We start from the raw sequence: 14,831 nt of genomic DNA, 5'->3' as shown, positions 1-14,831 counted from the left end.
GGCCATCACGTGAAAATGCCGATCATGACTCGTGACGACTTCTGGGCGATCCTCGGGGAATGCCCTCCACCGACAGGCCCAGACGAAGACTGCGACGAACTGATCTCGAGGCTCAGCCGATTACTCCCGCTGGAGATCGTCGCATTCGACCGCCACCTCACGGATCTCCGTCTCGCCGCACATAGGGTCGACCTCTGGGGAGCCGCCTACCTGATCAACGCTGGCTGCTCGGATGACGGCTTCGAGTATTTCCGTTGCTGGCTGGTCGCCCAAGGACGTGAGGTCTACGAAGCCGCGCTCGACAATCCAGATTCCCTGGCAGACCACGAGCCGGTCCGCAGTTGCATACTCGACGGATCCGACGAATGCGAGTGCGAGCCATTCATGTACACCCCCGATAGGGCTTACGAGCGCATCACAGGACACGAACTTCCCCAGGGCAACGGGGCGTATCCGAGGCTCGGGGAGATGTGGGACTTCAGCGACATCGAGGAAATGCGCCGCCGGTACCCGCGCTTGTCGGCGCTGCTGGATGAGGCAGACGCACCCGCCTGAGCGTGCTTGTGCCCTGCATCTGGCAACCCCATCAAGAAGACAAGGAGCCGTACCCGAAACTACTGAAGCTCCCTCCGAGTGAAAACCGCCTCCGGCGGAGGCGCTCCGGCTCCGGGATGATCGCCGCGCCGGGTGTTGGGACCGTAGCTGGCTGAGGAGGAAGCCTGATCATCACGCCCGCCATCGACCGGGACAAGCCGAGCGGGCCAGGGCCACGGGGCCAAGGTCGTTCCTCCAGTTGGGGGCTCCACCTTGTCCCCGTGGCCCTGGCCCGCTTCCCCTTCGGGCGGGACGACGGCAGGCGGGATGATCAGGAGCGTGGCGTGCGTGCCGCGACAAATCACGAGCCACCGCCTGATCGCCGTACGATCCCCCCATGGACCCCCGAGCGGTGGAGTGGGCAGCGTTTCCGGGACCGCAGTGGTACCGGCCTGAAACGGTCGCGGAAGCGTTTGCCACCTTGATTTACATCAGTCGCGGCGATCACGATCCGGGGCATGCCGTTCGATCTGCGGTAGGGAACGATCACGCTGGGACGCTCTATCCGGCCGCCGTCATAGGCACGGACGTGTTGCTGGACATCATCGCAAGACACCCCGGCCGACCACGGAACGTCGCCTTGGGCGTCCTCCTTGACTGGTGGGGATGCTTTCAACCCGAACCAGGTTTTGAGTCCTACGTCGGCCAGGAGGGCGAGACCGTCCAGGTGATCCCTGCGATCGTCCGGCGAGTGCGACTGGCGGTCGGCATGCTTCAAGTGATCGCCGAGCAGGACTCAGGCGCTCGTGGGCTCATCCAAGAGCTGATCACATTGCTGGATCAAGGATGGACGCTCACCGGAGTCGAATAGAGGACGCGTCCCCTCAGCGTGCCCGTTGCGTGCCCGTTCGGACGGCGATCAGCGGGGAGTCACAGGAACTCACGGCCACTCGACCAGCATATAACCAGGTCGACGTTTCGCCAGCTCAGAACGTGTGATCTTGAAAGACTTCCCAAGCTGACAGCGCGGGTTCGATTCCCGTCACCCGCTCCATACACAAAGGCCCCGGTCGGGGACACGATCCCCGTCCGGGCCTTGGCTCATACCGCCGACCCTAGGCAGAAGGTCTCTGTCGGTGCGCGATGCCGGACCACCAACTCCGCCGGTGAACCCGGGGCCGAGTCACCCCGACGTTGAAATGACGCCCTGTCTCGGTGATCAGCCGCAGTGAGTCCAGTTCGATTGCCAGCCCTCACCAACACCGGCGCTGTTCGAAGCATGGCCTCCCCACGAGACACAGGTGCCGGCAGCGTTGACCTTCACGGGACCGGCGTAGATCTTGTAGGAGCCGGTGTCACTGATCTTGCTGCCACCCTTCTTTTGGATGGTGGCCCCCGTAAGGGTGTAACCGCCCTGGTACTTGCTGCTCTTCCACGTCACCACACAGTTGGTGCTGCCGTTGTAGAGCAGGTAAATCGTGGCGAGCCCGCCGATGGCGTGGCTGTCGATGACGCGGTAGCTGCCGCCGCCGCACACCGCGGTCGGCGATGACGCGGCCATTGCCGGGCTGCTCATCACCACGGAACTGGCAAGTGCGACTGCCGTGGCTACCGTGAACACCGCTGCCTGTTTGAAGCTACGCATTGTGTGGCTCACTCTTCTCAAGATCATACTTGACGCTGGGCAGCGTAACGGATCGTCACCATGCATGGTGACGAAGCTAGACATTTCGTAGAGCCGCACTCCGGGCTGCGGCTCTCATTCTGGGCGCGCCCATACTTAAGATCATGGAGCTGACCACGCCTCGGCTGCTGCTGCGTGACTTCCGTGCCAGTGATCACGCAGCCGTGCACGCGTTCGCCGGCGACCCAGAGATGACCCGCTACACCGACTGGCCCGGGATGCGCGCGTCGCGCGAGAAACACCGGGTCGCAGACTGATCACCGGGCCATCAGCGGGCCGTCAAGAGGGGTGACGAGGGGTCGACCACGGTCACTCAGGACCAGCCTTCCGCCCAGCTCAGTGCCCCAGCGGGCCGTGATCGATGCAGTTCCCGAGCTGACAGCGCGGGATCGCGAGGCTTTCGACGCCGGGCTCAAGGCTGGGCTCGACGAGGTCGGGGTGAGCCTGGATCTTGGAGCGCTGAACGCTTTCGTGCACCGCTGGTGGATCTCCGCGTGTGACACCGCAAAGGATCCCGAGGCGCGCCGTCAGATGCACGTCCGCGCCCAGCAGGCTCTGGCCGGCGAACCCGTTCCTCAGGGGAGGCCATGGCGGGAGATCCTGGCTGCTCGTGGGATCGATGTCTAGGTCTTCAAGCTCATCATCGATCCCGTAGCCGAGGAGCAGATCGCTGCGCTACCCGATCATGCGCTGCGTCCGCTCGCGGATCTGTTCGCGCTGCTGGAGACCGCTCCTTGGAGTTGAGACCCGTACAACTCCAAGAACCCAAGGGCGAACATGCTTACGCACCCGTTCGGAGAACGTGGTCTCGCCACCTATGTGGTTCTGGACCGGCAGCGAGGTCTACCTTATTCGCATCGAATGGCCGTAGGTGCGTACCCGTTCTCACAGCGATCAGCGGGCAGTCACGGGAACTCACGGTCACTCACGACCGGCCTCAGGCTCAGGTCAACGCCTCTACGAGCAAGGCCCCTGCGATTCCCGAGCTGACGACGTGGGTCCGATTCGCGTCAGAATTCAGGCTTCAGAAGGTGCCGGAAGGCTTCGTCTGTGGTTTTCAGCACGGCCGGGCCGTGGAGTGGCGCCGGCCATATTTGAAGGTAGTGGTCATCTACCCAGCAGCGCTCTTCATCGATTCCTCTGATGTGATATCGCAAACGGTATGTACCGGAGCCGGACAGCAGCGGGGAAAGGTCGTGTGCCTTTTCGTCGTCCCAGTCCATGAGCCATCCCACCAGGAAGACCTCGCCCGATGGGGCGTCAAAACTCATCTCCCCGATGTCCTCATAGCCGTCGAGGTCAGCACCTGGATCCCGGTCGGCTGCGGTCACCGTAAACGGAATGTCCCCCCACTGCGTGGCGATGTTCAGGCTCGCGAGGCCTCTCCCCTCCGACCTCATGAGCCCAGGTGCGTGAGTTTGTGAGTCGCTTGACCCGTCGGCGGCTTCATAGTCCCCCCGATCCATGAGATAGACCTGACCACAGTCCTCCACCTCCACCTCCATCCGCTTCGTACGCACGGCTGAAGATCCGTCTCTGCTCATGGCGGAAGCATAGATTCCGTCCACGACGGTTTCAGATGCCGGAGCAGCGCAGCCGGCCTGCCCCGCGAGCGATGGACACACGGCAGCTTCCGTGCCGGACGCGTTCCAGATCAGGCGGGGAACCAAGCATCGCCTTCATGATCGCCGGGGTATCGCGGTCGCCGGCGCAGGTGCGAGCTCTGGCGGGCGTAGTCTTCCCCGGTGAACACTCCGAGGGCCTCCTGGCGTAACACGACGCACGACTGGGCGAGCGGCGTGGACATCGAGCACCTCTCGTACATCCGGCAGAACCCGGCCGTGTTCGCTCCGGGTGGCGTCCGGCATCTGATCTTCGAGGTCCTGGCCTATGCGGCTGACGAGGCCGAGAGCAACAACGGGGGGCATTGCACCGTCACCCTCCACCCTGACGGCTCGGTGTCCGTGGCGGATGACGGACGAGGCACCGACACCCGCATCGACGATCACGGACAAGCCGTGAAGAAGCCCGTCATGGCATCGAAAGACCTGCGGTTCTTCGACAACCCCGACGCCCCGTTGCTACCCGATGGCCATCCGCGCCGGGGCATGTCCGTCGTCGCGGCGTTCAGCGTCCACCTCGTCCACACCAACCGTCGCCGAGGTGGAGCCTGGACGCAGCGCTACGAACACGGCATCCCCGTCACGGGTCTGACACCGATCAGCGATGACGGCACGACCGGGACGGTCGTCCACTTCCTCCCCCACGAGCACCTGGCCAGGTCGAGCGAGGAACTGGCCGGCGAGCTGGTCAAGCTCCGCGGCCAGTGGGGGATGTTGTCGGTCGAGGTGGACGACCGGCGCTCCCAGGAGTGATCTGAGTAGATCGCGGGCGATCGGACCGCCTCCTCCAGCTGCCGGGCGGGGTACGCGTCCTCGAACTCGTGACGATCACCGGGAAGCACGGCCCTGGGCTTGCCTCCGGCGTTCGCAGGCACCTGTCAGGCGTGATCCATCGCGCGCCCTCTTGCACGTAGCGGCGTCAGGCGGGAGGAGGGGTGGGGCGTAGGCGAGGGGTGGCGGGGGCGGTCCATGCGAGGCGGTCTTGAACCAGTCGCCGGTGGTGAGCAGGAATGCGGTGGGCATCCATGGCCCGGTGCAGCAGATCAGGATCGAACCCGTGCGTACCCATGTGGTCGAGGAGAGGGCCATATCGATCAGCCCGGTCTCGCAGGAGCTCCGTGACCAACCGGAGTTCCAGCCGGACCACCGGCACATGGTGAGAGCCGCAGGCGATCAGGACGTAATGCTGCCATGGCCCGCTGCCCACGCATTCCATGACATCCGAATCGACTTGCCGCTCGACTGTGCTGAGCTCGACTGCGACTCCATTCACCTCGAACCTGGCGAAGTACTGCGAAGACTCAGGCAGCCATGAGGCGGCGTTGAGGCAGGGAAACGATGAGAGTGCTGCGGCGAACGTGTCCACGTCCTCCCGCCCGGCGAGCAGGATGTCGATGTCCCCGACAGGGAGTGGGACGCCTTGCATGAGCGCTGCGCTGGTGCCACACACGCGATACGGCGTTTCGGTGCCCGCAGCTCCGAAGGCAACGAGCGCCATCTCCAATGCCGTCGTTATATCCGTCAGGTTCAGTGATCTCGTCCCGGCGCCCATGTAGATCAACGTATCAATCGTGCAGGTGCGCGTGTCAGTCCCGAAACCCGGTGGGAGACGTCTCCGGCTTTCGGAACGACCTCCTGTTCCCGACCGTCAGTACCTGCTCAACGTCCCCTGGTGGAAGTACACCTGCCACCCCTTCTCGGTCGAGTACCGCCACAGCGAACTACGGCGCGCGCGACGACCGTTGTAGTCCGACACATAGGTCAGGTGAACCAAACCGGGGGCGAGCAGCGTCCCTGCCATCTCGCTCACCTGAATCGGAGCCATCGATCGTTCCGGGTCCTGGGAAAGGGCCGTAATGATCGAATTACGGTCCCACACACGCCCCGAGGCGCCGATCTCGAAGAACTCCGGATCCATCAACTCGCCCATAAGAATGGCCGACGAGCGGACCTCATGGTCGAGAAGTCGAATTTCCCCGGCGACAGCAGCCTGAATCGAATCATCCTCGCCCACCATGGCGATCAACCTACAGGACCTGCCTCCGGCATGGGCAGGGCTGGGGCCGGCAGGGCCAAGAAAGCCGGCCAAGCCAGTAATCCGGTGGCCACCAGCGACCTTCCTGATTAGCGTGACCGCGTGCCCGGTTACGACATTCTCGTGGAACAAGCCATTCAGGCATCTTTTCGTGGATGGGACTTCGGCTGGTTGCGCGGCAGAACGACTGGCGGGCAACCATCCTGGGCCTACACCGAGCGAGCCTCTGTGCTGCTTGCGACCACGCGGCGACTGCTCGACATGGACACCGGCGGCGGAGAGGTACTGGCTTCTCTGGCACCGCTGCCCCGCCACACCGTGGCCATGGAAGGCTGGCAGCCCAACCTACCCATCGCCGCCGAGCGGCTCAGACCGATGAACGTCGCCCTGCTGGGTGGTGCGGCAGATCACATCCCTGCACGCGACGCCACTTTCGACCTCGTGCTCAACAGGCACGGTGGGCTTGACGCAGCCGAGGTGGCGCGAGTTCTTGCCGCAGGCGGCCGACTGCTCACCCAGCAAGTAGGCAGCCGCAATGGTCTGGAGCTGAACCTCGCCCTGGGCGCACCGCCCTCCGCCGATCCGGAGAGCTGGACCTTGGCCATCGCGGTCGAGCGACTCCACGATTGCGGGATGCTCGTGCTGGACGCTCGCGAAGAGATGGTCGCCCACACCTTTCACGACATCGGCGCCGTGGTCTTCCACCTACGCGCCGTCCCGTGGCAGGTTCCCGGCTTCGATCACGAGCGCTACGAGAAACCGCTACGACGGCTCCACGAGCACATGCGGTCCGAGGGCGCTTTCACCGTGCGTGACCACCGCTTCTTCATCGAAGCCGAGCTTCCCCGTACCCGACGGCAAGGTCCGCTCTGACTACATACTTGTCCACACAGAGGATGGGAGGCCCCGGGTTGGCAGGATCTTGGGGCGATACCATCCCCATCATGGCGGATTGGGAGCTTCGGCTGGCTTCGGCGGCGGATGTCGAGGCGGTGGCCGAGTTGCGGGCCGTGGTGATGAGGCCGGATCTCGTGCGGCTCGGGCGGTACGACGAGCAGCGCGTGCGACAGCGCCTGCGGGACGCGTTCGTGCCGGTGCACACCTGGATGATCGAGGTGGGTGGCGCCTTCGCCGGTTGCGTGGCGCTGCGGCCGGCGAAGGACGCCTACTGGCTGGAGCACTTCTACCTGAACCCCGATCTGCAGGGCAGGGGCATCGGTGCCGCCGTGCTGAGCAGGCTGCTGGAACGGTGCGACCGCGAAGACGCCGTGGTCCGGCTGAACGTGCTGCAGGGCAGTCCGGCCCGCCGGCTGTACGAGCGGCACGGGTTCACGGTCGAGACCGAGGACGAGGTGGACGTGTTCATGGTGCGCGCCCCGGCCTCGGCCTCCCCACGGCGATGAGGGAGCCACATCGCGCAGGTCATGGGCCGGATAATGAAGGGCCGGACATGAGCAACAAGGAGCTCGACGTCGCCGCCGTGTGACCCGACTCGAGCGTGAACGAAGAGGAACAGCTTCGGTGAGCCAGCTGGTCGAACACCACTCGCGCAAGGCCGCCCGCATCCTGGACAGCACGCGCCGGCTGGTGCTCGACCACGGCGTGCGCAAGGTCACCGTCACCGAGATCACCCGTTCGGCCGGCGTCGGCAAGGGCACCGTCTACCTGTACTGGCCCACCAAGGAAGATCTCATCCTCGGGCTGTTCGCCCGCGATCTGCTGACCTTCCTGGATGAGGTCATCGGCAGCATCACCGCCGACCCCGCCGACGTGCTGCCGCGCCGCCTCGCCCCGCTGCTGATCCGCACAGGATCACAACTCCCGCTGGCGCACCGTCTGCGCAGCGATGCCGAACTGCTGCGGCTGCTCACCCAGCATGCCGGCGACCGCGAGGTGTTCGCCCGAACCAGGCCCAGCGCCCTGTGCAACGCGGTCATGCCGATCCTGCACCGGCACGGTCTGGTCCGCCACGATCGCCCCCTGCCCAGCCAGGCCTACGCCCTGCACGCTGTCCTCACCGGGTTCGGCACCGCCATGACCGACCCGGCCACCGCCCCACTCGGCGTCGACGACCCTTACGAGGTCCTCGCCGACACCGTGGCCCAACTGCTCGAACCCGCCACCGCCCCCGGAGAGCCGGCCATCACCGCGGCCGCCGACCAGACCGTCGCCGTGTTCCGCGAGACCAGGGACGCCGTACTGGACCTCATCGACCGCGGTCAGACGCTCCAGCAGTGAGCAGACTCCCGCGACGGCCGACCTCGACAGACGGGCGGTCCGTCCGGCGGAACGCGGCGTGGAACGCCGTCAGATCCTGCGCGAGCAGGCGCGGGCACCGGGAGACGGAGGCACGTGCTCACCTGACTTTCGGCAGGGGTGCTGACTGACGGTCGGCAGATGATCTGAGCGGCTCCCGGCCGAGAAGCTCGCCGGCATGAACACGTACTTTCCCGGACGGTGGATCGGGGGCGCGACGCTCGTCCTGGGGCCGGTCGTCCTGTGCGCGGGATTCCTGCTGCGCCACCTGAGCACCGTCACCGCGCTCAGCCCTCAGCAGCACGCGTGGGCCGAGAGGCAGCCGTTCGCCGCCTACGGCCAACTCCTCGCCTACACCTCGGCACCCGCCCTGCTCACCCTCTCCTACGCGGTCTTCGCCCTGGGAGCGGTGCTGCTCTTCCCCGCCTTCGTCACCGTGGCTCAACGCGTGGGTGGCGGCCTCGCCTTCTGGGGCGCCACCCTGCTCGTGGCCGGGCTCTTCTCCCGCCTGTACTTCGCCGGTGCCGACCAGACCGCCTTCCAGCTCACCGAGGCCGTCGGGCTGGACCGGGCAACGAGCGCGATCATGAAGGAGTACGTCGACATCTCCTACGGACCGTGGCGCGTACCGGTCTGGGCCTCGGTCGGCCAGTACGCGGGCTCGCTCCTGCTGGCCGTCGCCGCTTGGCGTACTGGCCTCTTCGGCACCGCCCGTGCCGTGATGCTGCTCCTGGCAGGAGGCACGTGGATGGGCGTGCTCAAGGGCGCTTCGATCTCCGATGTGCTCGTCACCGGCCTGCTCTGCGTCGCCCTGGTGCCGCTGGGAGTCCGGATGCTGCGTGAGCGGCTGCCGGCTCCGACCGGCCGCTCGAAGGTACTGAGCTGGTGAGGGGCGGCAGAGGAGCGTCTACGAGTACGGGTCGCACACCGTGAACGACACTCTCCCTGGTGGCCTTCGAGGGGGTCAGCAGGTGGTCGCGTAACCCAGCCCCTCCGAGATCAAGCCAGCTCCCAGCCCTAGTTTTTGAACAGAATGTTGACAACGATTAGTTCCATGGCCCACTCTGGTCGCATGTCAGAAGATCCCTTCGTTCCGCCGGACCCCGACCAGGTGCGGGCGCACCGCGTGTACGCCGCCCTCGCCCGCATCGCCGAGCGGCACGCCGCGACGCGAGACCAACGCGATCGTCAGATCCATCCGCAGGTCGTCGGTGCGCATGAGGCCGTCAGGCTGGTGTCGTTCCTCGCCGCGGGAACCGCCCAGCACGACGACGGCGAGCCGGAGGTCGACCAGGCCGACATCACCGCCGCCCTCACCCTCGTGCCGCTCGTCCGGGCCGAGATGGACCAGCTGGAGACCTCGCTGCTGCTCATGGCACGGGGCCGTGGCCTCACCTGGCAGGAGATCGCGTTCGGGTTGGGGCTCGGCACCCCGCAGGCCGCCCGGCAGCGGTACGAGCGGCTGGCCGGCCGCGTGGAGGAGAGCCAGGCGTAGTAGGTCGTACGGGTACGCGCGTCAGCCACCCGTGGTGACGTGCAGGGCGACCGGCCGGTACACCAGGCCGTCGGTCCAGGTCACCGACTCGGGCGTACCGGTCAGGCGGAGGCCGGGGCGTTGGGTGACCAGCGCTTTGATCGCCTCGGTGAGTTCGACCCTGGCGAGGCTGGCGGCCAGGCAGCGGTGCGGGCCGTAACCGAATGCCACATGCGGGTTGGGGGGATGGCCGGTGAAGCGGTGGATGTCGAACCGGCCGGGCTCGGCGAACGCCCGCGGGTCGTGGTTGGCCGCGTTCAGGTTCGGCATGACGACCGTTCCGGCGCTCAGCGAGCCGCTGGGGAGGTCGATATCCTTCGTGACGCGGCGCATGAAGGCGCTGGCGGGCGGCCCGTCGAAGCGCAGGATCTCCTCGACCGCGACAGCCGTCAGGGCCGGGTCCGCCACCAGCTCGGCCCACTGGCCGGGATGCAGGAGCAGGCGGAAGACACCGCGGGCGATCATCGAGGCGGTCGTCTCGTGGCCGGCCGTGATGAGGGAGAAGACGGTGTTGACCAGCTCACCCTCCGACAGCCGGTCGTCCTCGTCCCTGGCCTGGATGAGCAGGTCGATGAGGTCTTCGCCGGGCTCGGCGCGATGCTGGGCGACCAACTCCGCGGCGTAGGCCATGAAGTCGGTGTAGCCCTCGTAACGGGCCTGCTCGGTGGCCGTGGACGTGGTCAGGAACATGTCCGTCCACCGGACGAACTGCTCATAGTGGTCCAGCGGCACGCCCAGCATCTCGCAGATGACGTGGCCGGGTAACTGCAGCGCGTACCCCTGGACCAGGTCGAAGTCGTCGTCCAGGCCGTCGAGGAGGTCCTGGGCGATTCGCGCGATACGAGGGCGCCACGGCTCGATCTGGCGCGGGGTGAACGTGCCGTGCATGATCCGGCGGTAGCGAGTGTGCTCCGGCGGGTCCTGGTTCACCAGGGCGTCGGGGTCGTCGTCGATGCCGATGCCGCTCACGAACCGCGGCAACCCCGGCAGCCGCAGGTTGCGGCTGGAGGCGGGCGAGGCCAGCAGGGCGCGGACGTCCTCGTACCGGACCGCCAGCGGGACCCGGTCGCCGCTGGGCATGGCCGCCGGCTCCAGCGGCCCGGATTCGCGCCTGTGGGCGAACTCCGGCGGCGGCGTGGCGAGTGGTCCGGGGACGATGTCGGGCCAGGTCCCGTCCGGATTCCGTTCGGTGGTCATCACAACCCCTTCCGATCCGGGCCCCCGGGGGGACGGCTCACGCGGAACATACGAAATGCTGTGCCCCGCGTCAACGGACGCCCGGCATCGCGCGTCCGATGGCCGGAATGCGATTCCCGTCACCTACCCCTCGTGGAGGCCCAGGTCGAGGGCCGATTTTCTCGCTCCGAGCTTGATCTTTTGGCAGAGCTTGTCCATCTTCGGTGGCGAGTGTCCTCGCAGGCGGCACATACTGGAGGGGATGAAGCCAGCTAGCGGCGCGTCCCGTCGCCACATGCCCACAAGTCCCTTCAAACCCCCGCCCCCGGCTCCGCCTGCCGAGCGGTTCAGCGTCAACGACCAGGTGACGCATGATCGCTACGGTCTTGGCGTCGTCATCAGCGTGGAGGACGAAGTCGCCGTGCTCGTCGATTTCGGCTCCCGTCAGGAGCGGATAACGGCCCCGTTCAACAAGCTGTACAAGCTCTGAACCCGCGCACTGCGGGCAGGCACGTCAACGCGAGAGCGTCCACGTCGGCGGTCGATCTGGCGGATCGGCCAGTCCGGCGTGGGACGGTGCGGGCCTTTTCTCCGCTTGCCCCGTCTGACGAGCACGGCTGTGCCGATGCCCGGCAGCCGTTACTCGTGCGCTCTCGCCCGTCCGTGCCGCTGACTCCGCGGTGACGAGTACGCCGTGGATGGCCCTCATCGGGCCGGCCGCGGCAGGCAAGAGCACGCTGGGCCGGGTGCTCGCCGAAGCCACCGGACGCCGGTTCGTCGACCTCGACGAGATCGGCGGGCCGTACTATGCCGAGGTCGGCTGGACCATGGATCGGCTGCGTGAGCGTGCCCGGGTCGTCGGCCGGGTGGCTGCCGAGCGCGAATGGGAGCCCGCCCGCGCCCATGCCGTGCGACGCGCCGTGGAGACACACCCGTACGCGATCGTCGCGCTCGGCGCCGGAGCATGAGCGCCGCGTCGGGCGGCGCGCCAGGTGGGCTCCTCAGGTGACCGGGCTGAATCCCGTCACGCCAGCAGGGTGCGCCAGCGGTCGGCCGACTCGATCATGTCCAGGCTGACGCGTTCCAGGAACTCCGCCGTCTTGGCCAGCCGTTGCCCCACGGGGCTGTCGAGCCCGTAGGTCTCGGCCACCGCCATCGTGGCCCGCACCGTTTCGAGGGTCTGCCGCCTGCTGATCACGATGGAGTGGTACCAGGCGTCGTTGTCGATCACGTAGATGTCGCGACGGCGCCGCGGATCGCGCTCGCGCCGGGCATACCCCTGCTGGACCAGGTAGTTCACGGCCACGGAGACAGAGGCGGGGCTGACGTTCAGCCTGCGGGTCAGCTCCGCGGCGGTGCGTCTGCCGTCTTCGGACAGCATCAGGTCGTGGTGCACGCGCGCGGCTGTCGCCGGCATCCCCGCTTTGACCGCCATCTCGAGGATCTCCTGCTCCATCGCGCTGCTCGGCGGGGTGTCCGCGTGCGGCAGCGCCGGCGTGCCGCGCCGTGCCCGCTGGACCGTCGCCTGGTGCGCCTGCTGGGGCCGGTAGCCGGCGGGGCCGCCGTTGCGTGCGACCTCCCGGGTGATCGTCGAGGTCGGCCGGTCGAGCCGCCTGGCGATCTCGCCGTAGGAGAGTCCGTCGGCGAGTCCGGCCGCGATGTGCCGGCGGTCCTGCTGGGTCAATCGTCCTCCTGGCATGCCGCCAGTATTGCCTTCGCCGCCATCCATTGCAACACGGTGTTGCTTTCGGACGCAGCGTCATTGCACCAATTTGTCCTCAATAACCTGCGCAAACGCCGCTGCGTGGATTGACGAAATTCTGAATGCAACGTAGCTTTCGAGGTGCACAGAACACGTACTATCGCAAAGCGAGGACTGGTCATGGGTGAATCCCTCCACACCGTCGAGGACAGGCCGGCGCCGAAGGCCACAGCCGGGCAGGATCGCCCGGACCTGCGGCAGGCTGTCCAGGAGTTCGTCGATGCCGGTTTCGCCGGGATGCAGCTGCGCGTGCACGATGAGCGGGGCGCGTGGGCCGGCAGCGCCGGGGTGCGCAAGCTGGGCGAGGATGCGAAGCCGCCGGCGAACGGGCGCTCCCGGATAGGCAGCACCACCAAGACCTTCACCGCAACCCTGGTGCTGCAACTGGTGGCCGACGGCGAGATCGGGCTGGACACCCCGGCGGACGACTACCTGCCCCAGTTCGGCCTGGACCGGCGGATCACGGTGCGGATGCTGCTGCAGCACACCAGCGGGGTGTTCAACCACACGGGCGAGCTCGACCCCGACGGGACATACGTGCCGGGCATCCCCTCGGTGGGCCAGGAGTGGGTGGACCTCCGGTTCAAGACGTACCAGCCGGAGGAGCTGGTGCGGTTCGCGTTGTCGAAGCCGGCGCGGTTCGAGCCGGGGACGGACCAGAGCTACTCCAACACCAACTACACGCTGGCCCTGCTGCTGATCGAGAAGGTCACCGGCCGCTCCTACGCCGAGGAGATGCAGCGGCGGATCCTGGAGCCGCTCGGACTGTCGGACACCGTGATGCCGGGGTCCCGGACGGACATCCCCGGGCCGCACGCCCACGGCTATTACCGGTACGAGGACGCCGGCCAGTGGAAGGTGGTCGACGTCACCCGCCAGAACCCGTCCCTGCTGCCCGGCACCGGTGACATGATCTCGACCACCCAGGATCTCCGGACGTTCGTCTCCGCGCTGATGGGCGGCAAGCTCCTGCCGGCCCCGCTGCTGGCCGAGATGCGCAAGCCGCACGGGAAGCTCGGCTACGGCCTGGGGCTGTTCGTGCAGGACCTGGGCCCTGACTGCGGCGGCACCGTCTTCCACCACAACGGCAGCACCCTGGGTTACGGGGCGCTGATGTACAGCACGCCCGACGGCAGCAAGACCCTGACCGCGTTGCTGACCAGCGGGGACGCCGCAATCGACGTGATGCAGGCGTTCCCGAAGGCCCTGGAGGAGCTTCTGAAGGCGGTGTTCTGCGCCGGGCCGGGCGCGAACTGAGCCGGCCGAGCGCAGAAGGGCGTATTCCGCGGGATACCGGACTCCACGGCAGGCCACACAAACGTGATCAAACAGAGACAGGCGTGACCAGGGCGCTCCGCCACCCCCGCCTCGCCCCCTCGCGATCACTCATCGTGGCCGCCGACCCGACCGGAGACCACTGCCGATCATGAGAAAGTGTTCTCTATCAGTGGTTAGCGATCTCCGGCAGCGGGTGAGTCGTGGCGGGGGTATCAGGGGTGAACCAGAGGGCCGTGAAGGTCGGAGTCACGACCCTCTCCGGTGGTCTGCTGGCTCAGTCGGTCGTCTGTGCTGCTCGAAGGAGGGCCGGATCCACATCGGGAACGGCGAGCCTCGGGTTGTAACCCGCCGCGACGACTCTCATGACGAATCCGGCGGCCTCCTCCAGCTGCCGGGCGCTGCTGAGCCCACCGACCACCGCGGGCCGGGCACCAAGATCTTGGATAAGCGCCGCAGCGCGATCGAGAGCGCTCGGCTCGTCGCCGCAGATCGCCACGACCGGCGCTGACTCCTGCGGACCCACGTACGGCCACGAGGCTCCTGCGAACAGGTGGAGCGCCTTCACCACGTGTGCACCCGTAGCCGTGTGCGCCACGAGTGCCGCCGCCGAGCCGGATGTCGGCTTCAGCTCACAGGTCGTGTAGTCGACGGGGTTGGTGCAGTCGATCACGGCCTTGCCGGCCAGTGACCCCTCGGGGGCGCCGACGAGGGACAGCGCCGCCTCCAGCCCTTCCCAAGCGACCGCAACCACGAGCACGTCGATCTGAGTTGCGAGTTCTGTGGGGTCGACAGCCTTCGCCATAGGGCCGATCTGGTCGGCGGCCTCCTTGGAGTGCAGTGGGTCGCGCCCTGCCACGAATAGTGAGTGACCTGCCGGAGCCCAGGCTCGGCCGAGCGCGACGGCGAGGTTTCCGGTGCCCAAGATTCCTACGTTCACAGCGATCTCCTCT

General features: G+C 66.9%; 20 protein-coding genes. 13 read left to right on the top strand and 7 right to left on the bottom strand.

From position 1 onward, the window contains the following. Positions 1 to 24 precede the first annotated feature (24 nt). On the top strand, positions 25 to 555 hold the full coding sequence (locus tag ACIBG4_RS21920; RefSeq protein WP_397203358.1) for a DUF4240 domain-containing protein: 531 nt from the start codon (positions 25 to 27) through the stop codon (positions 553 to 555). Positions 556 to 931: 376 nt separating this feature from the next. Next, complete coding sequence (locus ACIBG4_RS21915) at positions 932 to 1,405, top strand: hypothetical protein (protein WP_397203357.1); 474 nt, start codon at positions 932 to 934, stop codon at positions 1,403 to 1,405. Between the two features lie 348 nt (positions 1,406 to 1,753). On the opposite strand, the gene ACIBG4_RS21910 is transcribed toward ACIBG4_RS21915, so the two are convergent. Beyond that, positions 1,754 to 2,179, bottom strand: coding sequence for a spore-associated protein A (locus tag ACIBG4_RS21910; protein ID WP_397203356.1), 426 nt, complete (start codon positions 2,177 to 2,179; stop codon positions 1,754 to 1,756). Positions 2,180 to 2,322: 143 nt separating this feature from the next. Here ACIBG4_RS21910 and ACIBG4_RS21905 point away from each other — a divergent pair, with 143 nt between their 5' ends. Beyond that, entirely contained in the window at positions 2,323 to 2,475 is a 153-nt protein-coding gene (locus ACIBG4_RS21905) for a GNAT family N-acetyltransferase (RefSeq protein ID WP_397203355.1), read from the top strand. Between the two features lie 97 nt (positions 2,476 to 2,572). Further along, the gene (locus ACIBG4_RS21900) at positions 2,573 to 2,845 is read left to right on the top strand and encodes a DUF6247 family protein (RefSeq protein WP_397203354.1); all 273 of its coding nucleotides are present in this window, start codon (positions 2,573 to 2,575) and stop codon (positions 2,843 to 2,845) included. 383 nt (positions 2,846 to 3,228) lie between these two features. Here ACIBG4_RS21900 and ACIBG4_RS21895 read toward each other — a convergent pair whose 3' ends face one another. Next, the gene (locus tag ACIBG4_RS21895) at positions 3,229 to 3,762 is read right to left on the bottom strand and encodes a hypothetical protein (protein WP_397203353.1); all 534 of its coding nucleotides are present in this window, start codon (positions 3,760 to 3,762) and stop codon (positions 3,229 to 3,231) included. 201 nt (positions 3,763 to 3,963) lie between these two features. Here ACIBG4_RS21895 and ACIBG4_RS21890 point away from each other — a divergent pair, with 201 nt between their 5' ends. Then, entirely contained in the window at positions 3,964 to 4,593 is a 630-nt protein-coding gene (locus ACIBG4_RS21890) for a hypothetical protein (RefSeq protein WP_397203352.1), read from the top strand. Positions 4,594 to 4,759: 166 nt separating this feature from the next. On the opposite strand, the gene ACIBG4_RS21885 is transcribed toward ACIBG4_RS21890, so the two are convergent. Next, a complete protein-coding gene (locus ACIBG4_RS21885; protein WP_397203351.1) occupies positions 4,760 to 5,392 on the bottom strand; it encodes a hypothetical protein in 633 nt (210 codons plus the stop codon). A 96-nt stretch (positions 5,393 to 5,488) separates the two neighbouring features. After that, positions 5,489 to 5,857: a DUF4440 domain-containing protein gene (locus ACIBG4_RS21880; protein ID WP_397203350.1), complete on the bottom strand. Its 369-nt coding sequence runs from the start codon at positions 5,855 to 5,857 to the stop codon at positions 5,489 to 5,491. A gap of 120 nt (positions 5,858 to 5,977) precedes the next feature. On the opposite strand from ACIBG4_RS21880, the gene ACIBG4_RS21875 reads away from it, so the two are divergent. The 5 genes from ACIBG4_RS21875 to ACIBG4_RS21855 all read left to right on the top strand — a co-directional run bounded on the left by ACIBG4_RS21875 (position 5,978) and on the right by ACIBG4_RS21855 (position 9,626). Continuing rightward, positions 5,978 to 6,748 (top strand): methyltransferase domain-containing protein, encoded by a 771-nt coding sequence (locus ACIBG4_RS21875; protein WP_397203349.1) that lies wholly within the window; start codon positions 5,978 to 5,980, stop codon positions 6,746 to 6,748. A gap of 71 nt (positions 6,749 to 6,819) precedes the next feature. Then, positions 6,820 to 7,278, top strand: coding sequence for a GNAT family N-acetyltransferase (locus ACIBG4_RS21870; RefSeq protein ID WP_397203348.1), 459 nt, complete (start codon positions 6,820 to 6,822; stop codon positions 7,276 to 7,278). Positions 7,279 to 7,396: 118 nt separating this feature from the next. Further along, positions 7,397 to 8,113 carry a TetR/AcrR family transcriptional regulator gene (locus tag ACIBG4_RS21865; RefSeq protein WP_397203347.1) on the top strand — a complete coding sequence of 239 codons (717 nt, stop codon included), beginning with the start codon at positions 7,397 to 7,399 and terminating at the stop codon, positions 8,111 to 8,113. Between the two features lie 196 nt (positions 8,114 to 8,309). Beyond that, positions 8,310 to 9,020 (top strand): hypothetical protein, encoded by a 711-nt coding sequence (locus ACIBG4_RS21860; RefSeq protein ID WP_397203346.1) that lies wholly within the window; start codon positions 8,310 to 8,312, stop codon positions 9,018 to 9,020. 183 nt (positions 9,021 to 9,203) lie between these two features. Then, positions 9,204 to 9,626: a DNA-binding protein gene (locus tag ACIBG4_RS21855; RefSeq protein WP_397203345.1), complete on the top strand. Its 423-nt coding sequence runs from the start codon at positions 9,204 to 9,206 to the stop codon at positions 9,624 to 9,626. A 21-nt stretch (positions 9,627 to 9,647) separates the two neighbouring features. On the opposite strand, the gene ACIBG4_RS21850 is transcribed toward ACIBG4_RS21855, so the two are convergent. Then, entirely contained in the window at positions 9,648 to 10,862 is a 1,215-nt protein-coding gene (locus ACIBG4_RS21850; protein WP_397203344.1) for a cytochrome P450, read from the bottom strand. Between the two features lie 274 nt (positions 10,863 to 11,136). On the opposite strand from ACIBG4_RS21850, the gene ACIBG4_RS21845 reads away from it, so the two are divergent. Both ACIBG4_RS21845 and ACIBG4_RS21840 read left to right on the top strand, forming a co-directional pair. Beyond that, positions 11,137 to 11,331: a hypothetical protein gene (locus ACIBG4_RS21845; protein ID WP_397203343.1), complete on the top strand. Its 195-nt coding sequence runs from the start codon at positions 11,137 to 11,139 to the stop codon at positions 11,329 to 11,331. A gap of 208 nt (positions 11,332 to 11,539) precedes the next feature. Beyond that, entirely contained in the window at positions 11,540 to 11,809 is a 270-nt protein-coding gene (locus ACIBG4_RS21840; RefSeq protein WP_397203342.1) for a shikimate kinase, read from the top strand. 56 nt (positions 11,810 to 11,865) lie between these two features. On the opposite strand, the gene ACIBG4_RS21835 is transcribed toward ACIBG4_RS21840, so the two are convergent. Beyond that, positions 11,866 to 12,525 (bottom strand): helix-turn-helix domain-containing protein, encoded by a 660-nt coding sequence (locus ACIBG4_RS21835; protein ID WP_397203340.1) that lies wholly within the window; start codon positions 12,523 to 12,525, stop codon positions 11,866 to 11,868. A gap of 198 nt (positions 12,526 to 12,723) precedes the next feature. Here ACIBG4_RS21835 and ACIBG4_RS21830 point away from each other — a divergent pair, with 198 nt between their 5' ends. Further along, on the top strand, positions 12,724 to 13,860 hold the full coding sequence (locus tag ACIBG4_RS21830; RefSeq protein WP_397203339.1) for a serine hydrolase domain-containing protein: 1,137 nt from the start codon (positions 12,724 to 12,726) through the stop codon (positions 13,858 to 13,860). Between the two features lie 295 nt (positions 13,861 to 14,155). On the opposite strand, the gene ACIBG4_RS21825 is transcribed toward ACIBG4_RS21830, so the two are convergent. Further along, positions 14,156 to 14,818 carry an NADPH-dependent F420 reductase gene (locus tag ACIBG4_RS21825; protein WP_397203338.1) on the bottom strand — a complete coding sequence of 221 codons (663 nt, stop codon included), beginning with the start codon at positions 14,816 to 14,818 and terminating at the stop codon, positions 14,156 to 14,158. Positions 14,819 to 14,831 lie beyond the last annotated feature (13 nt).

The sequence above is a fragment of the Nonomuraea sp. NPDC050383 genome, from assembly GCF_044459125.1.
Classification (GTDB): Bacteria; Actinomycetota; Actinomycetes; order Streptosporangiales; family Streptosporangiaceae; genus Nonomuraea.
This window is presented reverse-complemented; position numbering and strand designations above follow the sequence as displayed.